This window comes from Herbaspirillum lusitanum P6-12 (genome assembly GCF_000256565.1).
GTDB classification, from domain to species: Bacteria; Pseudomonadota; Gammaproteobacteria; order Burkholderiales; family Burkholderiaceae_D; genus Herbaspirillum; species Herbaspirillum lusitanum.
In genome coordinates this window covers 1-13,409 of record NZ_AJHH01000051.1, presented here as the reverse complement: position 1 = coordinate 13,409, position 13,409 = coordinate 1, and the positions used below count along the sequence as shown (strand labels likewise).

General features: G+C 60.8%; 15 protein-coding genes. 5 read left to right on the top strand and 10 right to left on the bottom strand.

Annotated features, from left to right (window positions below; all coding sequences use genetic code 11):
• Nucleotide 1: 1 nt before the first annotated feature.
• The gene (locus HLUSI_RS0101895; protein ID WP_016832355.1) at nt 2-883 is read right to left on the bottom strand and encodes a MurR/RpiR family transcriptional regulator; all 882 of its coding nucleotides are present in this window, start codon (nt 881-883) and stop codon (nt 2-4) included.
• A gap of 169 nt (nt 884-1,052) precedes the next feature.
• On the opposite strand from HLUSI_RS0101895, the gene HLUSI_RS0101890 reads away from it, so the two are divergent.
• Both HLUSI_RS0101890 and HLUSI_RS0101885 read left to right on the top strand, forming a co-directional pair.
• Nucleotides 1,053-2,348: an amino acid deaminase gene (locus tag HLUSI_RS0101890; protein ID WP_029363006.1), complete on the top strand. Its 1,296-nt coding sequence runs from the start codon at nt 1,053-1,055 to the stop codon at nt 2,346-2,348.
• A gap of 21 nt (nt 2,349-2,369) precedes the next feature.
• Nucleotides 2,370-3,293, top strand: coding sequence for a sugar kinase (locus HLUSI_RS0101885; RefSeq protein WP_016832353.1), 924 nt, complete (start codon nt 2,370-2,372; stop codon nt 3,291-3,293).
• 86 nt (nt 3,294-3,379) lie between these two features.
• On the opposite strand, the gene HLUSI_RS0101880 is transcribed toward HLUSI_RS0101885, so the two are convergent.
• The 5 genes from HLUSI_RS0101880 to HLUSI_RS0101870 form a co-directional block, all read right to left on the bottom strand.
• On the bottom strand, nt 3,380-3,709 hold the full coding sequence (locus HLUSI_RS0101880; RefSeq protein WP_029363005.1) for a class I SAM-dependent DNA methyltransferase: 330 nt from the start codon (nt 3,707-3,709) through the stop codon (nt 3,380-3,382).
• Nucleotides 3,710-3,732: 23 nt separating this feature from the next.
• A complete protein-coding gene (locus HLUSI_RS30875; protein ID WP_050977606.1) occupies nt 3,733-4,083 on the bottom strand; it encodes a class I SAM-dependent DNA methyltransferase in 351 nt (116 codons plus the stop codon).
• Between the two features lie 23 nt (nt 4,084-4,106).
• Entirely contained in the window at nt 4,107-4,388 is a 282-nt protein-coding gene (locus tag HLUSI_RS33785; protein WP_050977605.1) for a class I SAM-dependent DNA methyltransferase, read from the bottom strand.
• 61 nt (nt 4,389-4,449) lie between these two features.
• On the bottom strand, nt 4,450-5,241 hold the full coding sequence (locus HLUSI_RS26515) for a tetratricopeptide repeat protein (protein ID WP_050977604.1): 792 nt from the start codon (nt 5,239-5,241) through the stop codon (nt 4,450-4,452).
• A 200-nt stretch (nt 5,242-5,441) separates the two neighbouring features.
• Nucleotides 5,442-6,938, bottom strand: a complete 1,497-nt coding sequence (locus HLUSI_RS0101870; RefSeq protein ID WP_050977607.1) for an aminotransferase-like domain-containing protein — start codon at nt 6,936-6,938, stop codon at nt 5,442-5,444.
• A 179-nt stretch (nt 6,939-7,117) separates the two neighbouring features.
• Here HLUSI_RS0101870 and HLUSI_RS0101865 point away from each other — a divergent pair, with 179 nt between their 5' ends.
• From HLUSI_RS0101865 to HLUSI_RS0101855, 3 genes are all read left to right on the top strand, one after another.
• Nucleotides 7,118-7,483, top strand: a complete 366-nt coding sequence (locus HLUSI_RS0101865) for a hypothetical protein (RefSeq protein ID WP_016832351.1) — start codon at nt 7,118-7,120, stop codon at nt 7,481-7,483.
• 133 nt (nt 7,484-7,616) lie between these two features.
• Nucleotides 7,617-9,119, top strand: a complete 1,503-nt coding sequence (locus tag HLUSI_RS0101860) for a sensor domain-containing diguanylate cyclase (RefSeq protein WP_016832350.1) — start codon at nt 7,617-7,619, stop codon at nt 9,117-9,119.
• Nucleotides 9,116-9,844, top strand: coding sequence for an alpha/beta hydrolase family protein (locus tag HLUSI_RS0101855; protein ID WP_016832349.1), 729 nt, complete (start codon nt 9,116-9,118; stop codon nt 9,842-9,844). The genes HLUSI_RS0101860 and HLUSI_RS0101855 overlap by 4 nt, the downstream gene beginning before the upstream one ends.
• Here HLUSI_RS0101855 and HLUSI_RS0101850 read toward each other — a convergent pair whose 3' ends face one another.
• The 4 genes from HLUSI_RS0101850 to HLUSI_RS0101835 all read right to left on the bottom strand — a co-directional run bounded on the left by HLUSI_RS0101850 (nt 9,845) and on the right by HLUSI_RS0101835 (nt 13,191).
• The gene (locus tag HLUSI_RS0101850; protein ID WP_016832348.1) at nt 9,845-10,348 is read right to left on the bottom strand and encodes a hypothetical protein; all 504 of its coding nucleotides are present in this window, start codon (nt 10,346-10,348) and stop codon (nt 9,845-9,847) included.
• 177 nt (nt 10,349-10,525) lie between these two features.
• Nucleotides 10,526-11,392, bottom strand: coding sequence for a CDP-diacylglycerol--serine O-phosphatidyltransferase (gene pssA / locus HLUSI_RS0101845; protein ID WP_016832347.1), 867 nt, complete (start codon nt 11,390-11,392; stop codon nt 10,526-10,528).
• 29 nt (nt 11,393-11,421) lie between these two features.
• On the bottom strand, nt 11,422-12,063 hold the full coding sequence (locus HLUSI_RS0101840) for a phosphatidylserine decarboxylase (RefSeq protein ID WP_016832346.1): 642 nt from the start codon (nt 12,061-12,063) through the stop codon (nt 11,422-11,424).
• A gap of 381 nt (nt 12,064-12,444) precedes the next feature.
• A complete protein-coding gene (locus HLUSI_RS0101835) occupies nt 12,445-13,191 on the bottom strand; it encodes an SIMPL domain-containing protein (RefSeq protein WP_029363003.1) in 747 nt (248 codons plus the stop codon).
• Nucleotides 13,192-13,409 lie beyond the last annotated feature (218 nt).

The window sequence follows — 13,409 nt, the reverse complement described above, 5'->3', positions numbered from 1 at the left end:
ATCAATCTCCCAGCGGCTGACGGTCGCCGCCGCCGCGATGCATGTCGAGCACATACTTCAGGCGCCGCAACTGTTCCTGGCTGCGATCCTTCTGCAGCAGGGCCAGTTCCAGCACCAGCATGTCCAGCACCATCATCATGGCGTAGCGCGACGACGACGGTTTGAAAATGAAATCAGTTTCCAGCGTCTTGATCGGCAGCAGCACGTCGACCATGCCGGCCAGCGGCGAGCCGAGTGCAGTGATGCCGATCATCTTGACGCCGTATTCCTTGGCGACTTCGCAATTGGTCAGCAACTCCGGCACGTTGCCCGTGGTCGAAAAGACCAGCAGCATATCGTTCTTGTCCAGCGTCGCCGCCACCATGCGCTGCAACAAGGCATCGTGGTACGTCGCCACCGGGCGACCCAGTCGCACCAGGCGATAGCGCGCTTCGTCGGACATCATGGTGGAACCGCCGCCCATGCCGAACGAATAAATCATGCGCGCGTCGCGCAGCAGTTCGGCGGCGCGCGCCAGAGCGTCGGAATTTATCAGCGCGCGATTGACTTCCAGCACCGCGTGAATGTCGTTGTAGACAACGTCGATCAGTTCCGGCGGTTGTCCGGATGGAATGGTTTTGACGCCATCGAAGAAGCGTTGGCCGACTGCCACGGCCTGCGCCAGCATGAACTTGAATTCGCGCACGTCGCGGCAACCCATGGCCTTGGCAAAACGCGTCACACTCGCCAGACTGACTCCGGCCTTCAGCGCAAGTTCGCCAATGCTGGCGCTGGCGGCGAAGGACAAATCGCTCAGGATCGCCTCGGCGACCTTTTGCTCCGCCAGGCGCAACTGACCGCTGCGCTCGGTAATGCGAGAAACGATGTCGAAAGCTTGTGCCATGGCTGCGGAATGAAGTCTCGAATTGTGGGTGAGCGCCGAATCGGAACTGCCGTTAAAACCTGCTACCGGAGGTGCCATAATTTTTTCGTGTTAGTTTATAACACACTTCCAACATAGTAAATTCAGGACTATGATTACGTCAAATCAAATTTTTGAGGAGAAATTCATGATGAATGATACAAACTACCAGAAAGAATGGCAAAGTGGCCTTATCGATCCGCTCAACAAGGGAATCGGTACGCTCACTGCACCGTTGGCGCCCGACGCTGCCAATGCCCTGCCCTGGAATCTCCTCAAGGAAGACCTGAGCCTGCCGACCGCCGTGCTGTATGAAGAGCGCCTGACGCACAACCTCGACTGGATGCAGCGTTTCGTGACCGAATACGGCGTCAAGCTGGCGCCGCACGGCAAGACCACGATGGCGCCGAAGCTGTTCGCGCGCCAGCTCGCCACCGGCGCCTGGGGCATCACCCTGGCTACCGCGCACCAGACCAATGTCGCCTATCACCACGGCGTGCGCCGCGTGCTGATGGCCAATCAGCTGGTCGGCAAGCAAAACATGCAGATCGTCTCGCGCCTGCTGGAAGATCCGTCCTTCGAATTCTTTTGCCTGGTCGATTCCGCCGATCTGGTCGATCAGCTCGGCCGCTTCTTCTCGGAGAAAAAACAAACCCTCAACGTCCTGCTGGAACTGGGTCCTGTCGGCGGCCGCACCGGCGTGCGCGACAATGAACAACAGGCCGCCGTACTGGCCGCCGTCAAGCGCTGGGAAGGCAGCATCGCGCTGTCCGGCATCGAAGTGTACGAAGGCGTGCTCAAGGAAGAGGCCGATATCCGCCTGTTCCTGCAACGCGCAGTGCAATGCGCCAAAGACCTGGCGCAACAAGGCTACCTCAGCCATCGCACGGCGCAAAAACCGGCAGTCCTGACCGGCGCCGGCTCGGCCTGGTACGACGTGGTCGCGGAAGAGTTCGCCGGCGCCGACATCGGCGTGCCGCTGGACGTAGTGCTGCGCCCCGGCTGCTATCTCACGCATGACGTCGGCGTTTATCGCGCCGCGCAGGAACAGATCCAGACCCGCAATCCGGTCGCACGCAAGATGCGCAGCGAACTGCTGCCGGCCCTGCAATTGTGGGCGTACGTGCAATCGATTCCGGAAGCCGACAAGGCCATCATCGCCCTGGGCAAGCGCGACGCCGCCTTCGACGCCGGCCTGCCGCTGCCGGTGAAGCGCTTCCGTCCGGGCCAGGACCTGGCGCCTGCCGATTCTCCTGCGCATTGGGAAGTCACCGGCATGATGGATCAGCACGCCTATCTCAGGATTGCGCCGGGCGACGACATCCGCGTGGGCGACATGATCGCCTTCGACATTTCGCACCCTTGCCTGACGTTCGACAAGTGGCGCCACCTGCCGGTGCTGGACGCCAAATTCAACGTTCTCGACATCGTCCAGACCTTCTTCTGAGTTTTTAATTACTTCGACATCATGAGCAAGAAAATCCTCGCCTATGGCGAAGCGATGGTGGAATTCAACCAGAGCATCGACAATCCGCGCTATTACCTGGAAGGCTTCGGCGGCGACACCTCCAACTTCTGCATCGCTGCAGCGCGTCAGGGCGCCGACACCGCCTATGTCAGCGCGGTCGGCGACGATCATTTCGGCAAGAGCCTGCAGGCCTTGTGGAAAGCCGAGCGCGTCGACGATGCGCATGTCAGCGTGGTGCAGGATGCGCCGTCGGGCGTGTACTTCGTCACGCACGACAATGCCGGCCATCACTTCACTTACCTGCGTTCAAATTCCGCCGCCAGCCGTTACACGCCGGCACACCTGCCCCTGCAAGCCATCGCCGAAGCCAAGGTGCTGCATTTGTCCGGCATCAGTCTGGCCATCAGCGAAAGCGCCTGCGACGCCGGTCTGGCGGCGATGGCGCATGCGCGCAAGAACGGCACCCTGACCTCGCTCGACACCAACTTGCGACTGCGCCTGTGGCCGCTGGAACGCGCCCGCGCCAGAATGGCCGAAGCCTTCGCGCTGTGCGACATCTGCCTGCCGAGCTGGGAAGACGTCAGCGCCTTGACCGGCCTGGAAGACCGCGACGCCATCGTCGACAAATTGCTGGGATACGGCGTCAAACTGGTCGCATTCAAACTCGGCAAGGATGGCTGCTACGTGGCGACATCCGCTGAACGCCGCATGGTGGCCGCATATCCGGTGGATGCCATCGATGCCACCGGCGCGGGCGACTGTTTCGGCGGCGCCTTCATCGCGCAACTGGTCGACGGCAAGGATCCGTTCGAAGCAGCGCGCTACGCCAATGTGGCGGCGGCGATTTCCACCACCGGCTACGGCGCCGTCGCGCCGATCCCGACTGCGGAACAAGTGCGCGGGGTATTGAGCCGCCTGAACTGACTTGACGAACACCAGATGCACAAATGAAAAGAGCGGCGAGGCTGTAGCCCGCCGCTCTTTTTTCGCCTGCCGTTTTGCGGGTGGCGCTAGGTTCTTTGCGCCACCGCCAGCACGCCTTTGACCGGCTGGCGGATTTCTTCGCGCAGCGTTGCCTCGGTCATGCTGACCAGCGTGAGCCCGGCCGCCGCCAGGCAACGCATGACATAGTCTGTGCCGTGACGGTAACGGCCGCTCGGGTGCAACTGAAAACCGACGACTTGTCCTGCTTCCGGCATGACGGCTTCCACCGTGAACACGAAATGGCCGGCGCTCCTGAGCGTGCTCGCCACGGCATCAAACACTTTCTCCAGATCGCCAAAATAAATCAGCGTGTCGGCAGCCAGAACGAGGTCGAACGCCTGTGATTCGGCCGCCATGAAGTCGGTGATTTCCTGCTTGATCAGCCGGTCGTAACCACCGCGTGGGTTCTTTGCGCCACCGCCAGCACGCCTTTGACCGGCTGGCGGATTTCTTCGCGCAGCGTTGCCTCGGTCATGCTGACCAGCGTGAGCCCGGCCGCCGCCAGGCAACGCATGACATAGTCTGTGCCGTGACGGTAACGGCCGCTCGGGTGCAACTGAAAACCGACGACTTGTCCTGCTTCCGGCATGACGGCTTCCACCGTGAACACGAAATGGCCGGCGCTCCTGAGCGTGCTCGCCACGGCATCAAACACTTTCTCCAGATCGCCAAAATAAATCAGCGTGTCGGCAGCCAGAACGAGGTCGAACGCCTGTGATTCGGCCGCCATGAAGTCGGTGATTTCCTGCTTGATCAGCCGGTCGTAACCACCGCGCGTGCACGCGCCTGGTCGAGCATCTTGCCCGACAGGTCGACGCCGGTCAGCGAGCGCGCATGGGCGGCCACGATGGGCGCGCACAAGCCGGTGCCGCAACCGAGGTCGAGCACGTCGTATTGCTTGCCGGCGGCACCGATGATATCCAGCCCTTGCGCCATCAGTTGCGGGCCGCGATAGCCGAGGCTGCCGACCAGGTTGGCGTTGAAGGTCTCGGCATAACGGTCGAAGTGTTTTTCCAGATAGCTGTCCGACCGCAACCGAGGTCGAGCACGTCGTATTGCTTGCCGGCGGCACCGATGATATCCAGCCCTTGCGCCATCAGTTGCGGGCCGCGATAGCCGAGGCTGCCGACCAGGTTGGCGTTGAAGGTCTCGGCATAACGGTCGAAGTGTTTTTCCAGATAGCTGTCCGACCGGGCACTTCGATCTGCGAACAGGCAGCATACATGTGCGCGGCAATCGGATTGTCGGGTTCGTCTTCCATCCAGTCGCGATAGATGTCGGCGGCCTCTTGCAGGCGACCGAGGAAGTAAAACGAAATGCCCAGCATCTCCTTCGACTTCCCTTCCAGCGGCGGCAATACGAAGGCGCGGCACTGATAGTGCGAACTGGTCATCTTGTCGCCGGCGGCGTCATAGATATTGCCGAGATGGATCAGCGCCGGACCGAATTCCGGAGACAGCGCGACGGCCTGCTTGAAAGACGCAATCGCGCCTTCGCTGTCGTTATGCTGCAGTTGGGAGGAGCCCAGATTGTTCCACACCACATGGTCGTGCGGATCGGCATCGAGCGAGGCCTGATAGGCTTCGGAGGCCTCTCCGAATTCGCGCAGCGCGAACAGCACGTTGCCGAGGTCGTTGTGCCAGGCTGCGTTGTCCGGTTGCAGTGCGCATGACAGGCGGATGCTCTGCACGCCTTCGTCATGCTGGCCGTTCTGATGCAAGAAAATACCGAGGTAGTGCAAGGCGATCGGATGGACCGGATCCTGCGCCAGCACTTCGCGGTAAATCCGCTCGGCCCGGGGCAGATCGCCGGAAGTGTGGAAGCCGATCGCCTGCTGCAGCAGCTGCAACAGCGCCGCATCCGCCCCGCCTTGAGAAAGAGACTGCATATGCTTTTCCTGTAACTTGTCCTGAATTTAGGAACACGCCTGTCCGGCTGCGACGCGGAAATCAAGGCAGCACACCGTTCGGCAAGTGGTGCTTTGTCGCGGGGATCGAACGCAATCTTACAAGTTTTCTTCCAGGAAGCAAAAAAAAGCTCTCCGGCCGCAGCAGGAAAGCTTTTTCGACAGCCGCATGCCGCTGTTGCTCAGCCCGGCATGCGCTCCACAATTCCGCCCAGCTTGCGCAAGGCCTGATCCAGCTCGTGCGTAAACGGCTTGCCGCAGCACAGGCGCAGGTAGTGATCGAAACGGTCTGAATTGGAAAAGATCACGCCGGGCGACACCCCGATGCCCTGATTGAGCGCGGCGGCGAACACCGCCTTGGACGACAGCCCGCGCGGCAACTCCACCCACAAGCCGACGCCGCCGTTGGGCACGCTCAGACGCGTCTCCGGCGGGAAGTAGCCGGCGATCGCTTCCGCCATCTGCTCGCGCTGTTCTTTCAAGCTGCCGCGCAAGCGCCGCAGGTGGCGATCGTAAGCAGGCGATCCCATGTAGTTGGCGGCGGTGATCTGGGTCCATTCCTCGTTGGCGCGGGTATAGGCGAATTTGAGCATCTTGACCCGCTCATGCCATTTGCCGCTGGTCATCCAGCCCAGCCGCATGCCCGGCGCCAGCACCTTGTTGAGCGAGGCGCAATAAATCACATTGCCGCTGCGGTCCCAGACCTTGGCGGCGCTCGGCGCGACGTCGCCGTCGGCCAGTTCGCTGTAGGCGTCGTCTTCGATCAGCGGCACCGCACAACGCTCGCACAGCGCCACCAGGCGTTCCTTGTGCGCGTCGGGCATGATGCAGCCGAGCGGATTCTGCAGGGTCGGCACCACCACCACCGCCTTGATGTTGCCGTACGTCTGGATGGCCAGTTCGAGCGCCTCGATCGAAATCCCGGTCTGCGGACTGGTCGGAATCTCCAGCGCGCGCATGCCCAGGCTTTCCAGCGTCTGCAACAGGCCGAAATAGGTCGGCGACTCCACCGCGATGGTATCGCCCGCCTGTGCCACCGCGCGCAGCGCCAGGTTGAGCGCCTCGATGCAGCCGTGCGTGACCACCACGTCATCGGCGCCGATGCGAATGCCCGCGTTGAGCGCCCGGCGCGCCACCACCTGGCGGAATGTGGCGTTGCCGTTGATTGGCATGGCGCTGGTGAGCAAGGAAGGCTGCTCGCGCAAGGCGCGGATGGCGGCGTTCTTGAGCGCTTCGACGGCATACAGCTCGGGCGCGCAGGTCATGCCGCTCAGATCAATGGTGGGGGCCTGCAATTGCCGGCGCGCGATGAAATCGGAGACCTGCTCGTGAATCCCCACATATTGGGCGGGATCGAGCGGCGCCAGAATGTTGGGCTCACCCACCGGCCGGATCGTGGCGCGGCGCGGCTGGCGCACGAAATAGCCGGAACGCGGACGCGCTTCCAGCCAGCCGCCTTCTTCCAGATGACGCAAGGTCTGCAGCGCGGTCGACAGGCTGACATGGTGCTGGCGCATCAGGTCGCGCACCGACGGCATGCGGTCGCCGGGCGCCAGCGTGCCCGACTGGATCGCCGACAGGTAGTGCTCGGCCAGCCGACGGTAAATCGGCAACGCGGGTGGCGCTACCGGCGTGAGTGCGGATGTGGCCGCAGCAGCGGCGAACGGGGGTGGTTGCATGTCCATGGATGAATCTTCAGCGTTCCGGGATGGCGGCGATAGATACAGAGCGATCGAAAACAGACGATAACAGATCAAAAAAATGCCTGCTGTTTCGATTCACATGACAACGGGCTGTGCCTGTTTCGCATGCTCGCTCTTGCCTAGACTATCCCTACGCCAACCAACAGGGAAACATCATGCGCACAACCGACAGCCCTCAGACCGCTCCGACCCGGATCCAGCTCAGCACCGGCCAAAGCTATTACTTGTGGAGCCGCCGCGATGCCGTGCTGGTGGTGCAAGCCGGCAGCATCCGCCTGCGCGAGTCGCCCGAATGGCTGTCCGACGCCGTATTGAGGACTTTGTCCACGGTCCACGAAGGCCAGCACTACCAGATCGAACGCGGCGGATGGACTTGCCTGCATGCAACGCGCGCGGCGGAAGTTCTGCATTATGCCAGCTTGCCGACGCGCTACTTTTCGCTGGAATCCCTGGTACGGATGGCATCGGCGCCGGTTCGGCGCTTGCGCAACATGGCGCTGCAATTGCTGGCGTCGCGATAAGAATTGACTACTGGCGTTCACCTTGCAAAATTGCATAATTCTCATCAAAAAATACGTGAATTAACCCTGAAGAATGTGGGTGCATTGCATTAAAGGCATTACACTATTGCGTCACCCACCCTTCTTCATCGTTATGCAGAATCAAAGCCGCACTCCCGACAATGCCGTCACCGCAGATGACGAACTCGTCAATGCGGAGATGTTTGAGCTGGCTCCCGTCTCCATGTGGCTGGAAGATTTCAGCGGCGTCAAAAAACTGCTCGAGGCCTGGCGCGAAGCCGGCGTCACCGATTTGCGCAGCTACTTGCAGGCCGACCTGTCGCGCGTCCACGAATGCACCCTGAACATCCGCGTCCTGCAAGTCAACAGCAAGACCTTGCAATTGTTCGAGGCCGACAACCTGGCGCATCTGATCGCCAACCTCGACAAGGTATTCCGCGACGACATGCTGCACACGCATATCGAAGAACTGCTGCAGGTGTGGGAAGGCAAGCACGAATTCTCCAGCCACAGCGTCAATTACACGTTGTCCGGCAAGCGCCTCGACATCCAGCTCAACGCCCGTATCCTGCCCGGCTATGAAGATAGCTGGGAGCGCGTGTTGCTGGCGGTGGAAAACGTCACCGAACGCGAAACCGCGCGGCGCAAGCTGACGCACAGCGAAGACTATGCACGCGGGCTGTTCGAGTACTCGCCGATTTCTCTCTGGGTGGAAGATTTCAGTGCGGTCAAGCGCCTGTTCGGCGACTTGCGCCAGATCGGCATCAAGGATTTCCGCGTGTTCACCGATGTGCATCCGGAGTTCGTCGAGCGCTGCATGCAGGAGATCCGCGTCATCGACGTCAACCAGCAGACGCTGACGATGTTCCATGCGCCCGACAAGCAGACCTTGCTGTCGCGCCTGAGCGAGGTGTTCCGCGACGACATGCGCCCGCATTTCAACGAGCAGCTGGGCGAGCTGTGGCATGGCAATCTGTTCCACCAGCGTGAAGTGGTGAACTACGCACTCAATGGCGAGCAGTTGCACGTGCATCTGCAGTTCTCGGTGTTCCCCGGCCACGAAGAAAATTGGGATCTGGTGCTGGTCGCGCTGACCGACATCACCGCGCGCAAGAAGGCCGAAGCCTATCTCGAATTCCTCGGCAAGCACGACGAGCTGACCAAGCTGCACAACCGCGCCTTCATGGTCGATGAGATGAATCGTCTGGAGCGCAAGGGGCCGCTCCCGGTCAGCGTCATCATGGCCGATCTCAACGGCCTCAAGGAAGTCAACGATCAGCTCGGCCACGCTGCCGGCGATGCCCTGCTGCGTCGCATTGGCGAAGTGCTGGGCAAGGCGGCGGACCGTCCCATCCACGCGGCGCGCATTGGCGGCGACGAGTTCGCCATCCTGATGCCGGCCACCGACGAACGCGGCGCCATCGCCATGATGGAAAACATCCAGAGCCTGATCGACATCAACAATCAGTATTACTCCGGCTCGCCGCTGAGCCTTTCCATGGGCAGCGCCACCAGCCAGCACGGCGAACGCCTGGAGACGACAGTGCAGCGCGCGGATGCGCTGATGTATGAAGACAAACGCTCCTACTACGCCAAGACGCCGGGCAACGAACGGCGGCACAACTCTCCGGAATGAACGAGCGGCGCTTTGAGCTGACAGTCGACGACGAGACCATTGTCGGCGACATCCTGGACGCGACGAATTCGATGGACGTGCCTGGAGCACTGTTCCTGCATGGCGCCGGACAAAGCCAGCGCCAACGCCAGCGCCTGCTGCGGGAAGAGCTTGCGACGCTCGGCCTTGGCAGCATCGCCTTCGATTTTTCCGGTCATGGCGAGAGCAGCGCCCACACGCCGGGCTCGCTGCAGAAACGTCTGCGCCAGGCTGAACAAGCACGGCAACACCTCGATCCGGAACATCGCGTCCACACCGTCGTCGGCGTCAGCATGAGCGGCGAAATCGCCATTCGCCTGGCTTGCAGCGATGCCGGCGACATCGATCATGTGGTCCTGATGGTCGGTGCGATTTACGATCGGGCGGCCTTTGCGTTGCCGTTCGGTCCGGCGTTCTCCGCCGCGATACGGCGCCCCGCCAGCTGGCGAGATGCGGAAACGCTGGAATTGATCCGCAGCTATCGCGGCGGGCTGACGATCATCCGCGCGCTCGACGACACCGTGATACCGTACGACGTCGCCGATCTGTTGATGGACGCGGCGCAGTCGGCGCGCTTCCGAAGGCTGATCGACCTGCCCGGCGCAGACCACCGCCTCAGCGAAAAAATCGCGCAAGACGCCGGACTGCGGCGACGCATCGCCACCGCCATCAGTGCGGGGAAATTGGAAAACCGGGAAGAAAAATGATCAGGCGCTGGTCGACACCAGCGTGCCGACAACGCCCGTAACGAACGAGTCGTTGGCCGCAATGGCCGACAAGCCCGGATCGCTGCGCAAGACGCCAGCGACTTGCGGCGGGAGGCCGCTGGTCGGCGTGAAGACACCGCTGCCGTTGTAGACGCCATCCACGCTGGGCTGGCTCTGGTCCTGTTGCTGCCCATCATTCGCGGGTGAACTCGCAGACGTCGAGTTGGCTGCTGCGGACGGTTGCCGTTCCTGCTGCACAACTTGCGGCGATGGTCTTGGCGCGGGCACGCCTGAAAAAGAGATTTCACGCAACAAACCGGCTGCCGTATAGGTGACCGATCCGGCGGGTGCGCCACTGATACTGACAACCACCGATCCGGCATTGGTCAGCGCCACCGCCGTACTGATCGCAGCCGGGCTCAGGCCGAGGTCGATCACCGGCGTGCTGCCTCCATAGGCAGCTGGAACGCTGGCGGTAAACGAACTGTTGATTGCAATGGCCATCAGGTCCTCGCCGGCTGAATCAGTCCTTCCATATCAGTCCTTCCATTTCAGTCTAGCAGCCAAGCGGATGTTTTTCGATGCAACAGTGACAACCGCAGCCGGTTGCTCTATCCATGACGGAAAAAAACCGCCGGGCTTGCGCTGCGGCGGTTTTTATCGACTTTAATTGCCTGAAGGCTATTTTTCTTCGTGTTCCGTCTGCACGATGCTGACGGGCTTGCCCTTGATCTTGCGCCAGGCATACACGATGTAGCCGGACAAACCGTACAGGACAAACAGGCCGAACAGCACCTTGGACGGATCGCTGGAGATCACCACCAGGAGCACCACCACCAGCAAGGCCGCGATGAACGGTACCGGCTTGCGGAAGTTGATGTCCTTGAAACTGTAGAACGGTACGTTGGTCACCATCGTGATGCCGGCATACAAGGTGATGATCCACGCCGCCCAGCTCAAGTCGGTGCCGGCGAAACGCAGGTCGTCCATCAGCCACACGAAGCCGGCTACCAGCGCCGCAGCCGCAGGACTCGGCAAACCCTGGAAGTAACGCTTGTCGACCACCGCGATGTTGGTGTTGAAGCGGGCCAGGCGCAATGCGCCGCCGACGCAATACACGAACGCCGCCAGCCAGCCCAGCTTGCCCATGCCGCGCAGTGACCATTCATACACCACCAGCGCCGGTGCCGCGCCGAACGACACCATGTCGGACAGGCTGTCGTACTGGGCGCCGAATTCGCTTTGCGTGTTGGTCATGCGCGCCACGCGGCCGTCCAGGCTGTCCAGCACCATGGCGACGAAAATCGCAATGGAGGCATGGTCGAACTTCAGGTTCATCGCCATCACGATGGCGTAGAAACCGCAGAACAACGCCGCCGTCGTAAATGCATTGGGCAGCAGGTAAATGCCGCGCGAACGCCGCGGACGCACGATCGGCGCGCCGTCGACGTCTTCCAGCTGGGCCGGATACATCGGCGTCTTATGGCTGCGCAAGGATTTCGGAAACGGAATCGCGCCCTTGTTTTTGCGTCTGCGGAAAGTTGCCATGGGAAGTCGGTCCAATATGCGTCGGGTGATCAGAATTCAGCCAGGATGGTTTCCGTGGCCGAGACTTTTTCACCGACACTCACTTTCGGGGTGGCCGTCAACGGCAGGTACACGTCAACGCGCGAGCCGAAACGGATGAAGCCGTAACGCTGGCCGCGCGCCAGTACGTCGCCGGCCTTGACGTAGCACAGGATGCGGCGGGCAATCAGGCCGGCCACTTGCACGCAGGTCACGCTTTGGCCGTTGGCCGCAGTGATCGCCAGTGCATTGCGCTCATTTTCCAGCGAAGCCTTGTCGAGGTCGGCATTGACAAACTTGCCGGGGAAATACTGCACGGTCTCGATCTTGCCATCCACCGGGGCACGGTTGGAGTGAACGTTGAACACGTTCATGAACACGCTGATCTTCAGCGCTTCGCGATTGGTGTAAGGGTCGTGGGCTTTGGCAACCACGACGATGCGGCCATCGGCTGGCGACAGCACGGCGTTCGGATTCTGTGGAATGGTGCGTGGAGGATCACGGAAGAATTGCAGCACGAACAAGGCGATGATCCAGAACGGAATCGACCATGCTCCACCGATCAGGGTGACGACAACGGCGACGACAACGGCAATGCCCAGAAAAGGCCAGCCTTCGCGGGCAATAATAGGATGTGGATAGTGGTTATTCAACGTTGCTCCGATAGTCGCTGATAGTTTTCAAAATGTTAAAGCGTGCTTATTCTAGACGAGCGCCTAAGAAATGTAACGCACCGCAAGTCAAATCAACGGATATTTATCCGTTGACAGCGAATGACAGCCAGAGATTCCGGCCGGAGGAAAAACGGAGGGACCTGGTGGCCTGAGGTAGCCATTCTTGTTCTGATGAGGGCCTATTTTATCGCGATTACGTCGATTGACGCGAACAATGGCGATGGGAACGAAGGACTGGGGCGGAGAGACGCAAGAGAGACGCAAGAGAGACGCAAGACAGAATCACGGCGCAGCAGCAGCCGGTGCATGAGAGAGCATCGGACGACTCGCACCGCAAGCCGCCCGATGTCATCACATCAACTACTTGAAACGCACCTTGCCGACCAGATGCATGCCGATGGTGGTGTCACCCGGCTCGAAACTCGGCTCGGCCACGGCTTCCTGTGCGGGAGCATCGGCCATTGCACGCATCATCATCGCCTTGGGCGCCGGAGCGTTCTGAGCATAGTTGCCCGAGCCTTCGAAGTCCACCGTCTCCAGGACGGCATCATTGCCGCGACGCCCCATGGCGCCGGCAATCGATGCAATACGCTCGTTGAGATTCTTGAAGGTTGCGTTGATCAGGTCGGCGTCCAGCTTCCGGGTGGCAGCCGGGCTCAGCCCGAATTGCAGGTTGTTGAGTCCCAGGATACCCTGCGCTGCTGCCACGGTACGCGGCAGGCCTTCCAGATTGGTGGTTGTGACGTCGAGGTATTGCCCCACACGCCAGCCGACGATTGGACGCGGCTTGTTGCTCGGGCGCGGATCTTCGGCATAGACCGCGTAGGTGTAATAGCCGCGTGTCTTGAGCTGTGCTTGCGGGTCTTGCCGCTTCACGACGTCGATGCCCTGCTTCATCTTCTTGTTGACGCGCGAGGCGGCGGCGGCTTTGTCCTTGTCCTGCTCCTCCACGTTCAGGGTGGCGCGCGCTTCGTCGTTGGGCACGACAAGTTCACCCGAGGCAGGAATGACGACCATGGTGCCGCTGGTTTGAGCTGATTGCGCATGTGCCGCCATCGTGGCTGTGGCGAGTACGGCGGCGAATAATAGTTGGCTTGAGCGCGACATGGATATCTCCAGAAATAAAACGGATTGATGAGTTTCGTACCGTCCTGTGCATGAACGCGCAAAGGAAAGCAATAACGAAGACTGGCGTTTGGACGCCTTGCGGCACGCTTAGTTCTTCTGAGGAACAATGCGATTGTGACAAGATGCAAGCAATGCAACATCTTTGTTACTGATCGTCGTAAGTCGAAAAATAAAAAAGGACGCCGAAGCGTCCCGGT

Coding starts and splice junctions, on each gene's coding strand:
- HLUSI_RS0101895 (WP_016832355.1), bottom strand. CDS start 883: ATGGCACAAGCTTTCGACATCGTTTCTCGCATTACCGAGCGCAGCGGT.
- HLUSI_RS0101890 (WP_029363006.1), top strand. CDS start 1,053: ATGAATGATACAAACTACCAGAAAGAATGGCAAAGTGGCCTTATCGAT.
- HLUSI_RS0101885 (WP_016832353.1), top strand. CDS start 2,370: ATGAGCAAGAAAATCCTCGCCTATGGCGAAGCGATGGTGGAATTCAAC.
- HLUSI_RS0101880 (WP_029363005.1), bottom strand. CDS start 3,709: ATGGCGGCCGAATCACAGGCGTTCGACCTCGTTCTGGCTGCCGACACG.
- HLUSI_RS30875 (WP_050977606.1), bottom strand. CDS start 4,083: ATGGCGGCCGAATCACAGGCGTTCGACCTCGTTCTGGCTGCCGACACG.
- HLUSI_RS26515 (WP_050977604.1), bottom strand. CDS start 5,241: ATGCAGTCTCTTTCTCAAGGCGGGGCGGATGCGGCGCTGTTGCAGCTG.
- HLUSI_RS0101870 (WP_050977607.1), bottom strand. CDS start 6,938: ATGCAACCACCCCCGTTCGCCGCTGCTGCGGCCACATCCGCACTCACG.
- HLUSI_RS0101865 (WP_016832351.1), top strand. CDS start 7,118: ATGCGCACAACCGACAGCCCTCAGACCGCTCCGACCCGGATCCAGCTC.
- HLUSI_RS0101860 (WP_016832350.1), top strand. CDS start 7,617: ATGCAGAATCAAAGCCGCACTCCCGACAATGCCGTCACCGCAGATGAC.
- HLUSI_RS0101855 (WP_016832349.1), top strand. CDS start 9,116: ATGAACGAGCGGCGCTTTGAGCTGACAGTCGACGACGAGACCATTGTC.
- HLUSI_RS0101850 (WP_016832348.1), bottom strand. CDS start 10,348: ATGGCCATTGCAATCAACAGTTCGTTTACCGCCAGCGTTCCAGCTGCC.
- pssA (WP_016832347.1), bottom strand. CDS start 11,392: ATGGCAACTTTCCGCAGACGCAAAAACAAGGGCGCGATTCCGTTTCCG.
- HLUSI_RS0101835 (WP_029363003.1), bottom strand. CDS start 13,191: ATGTCGCGCTCAAGCCAACTATTATTCGCCGCCGTACTCGCCACAGCC.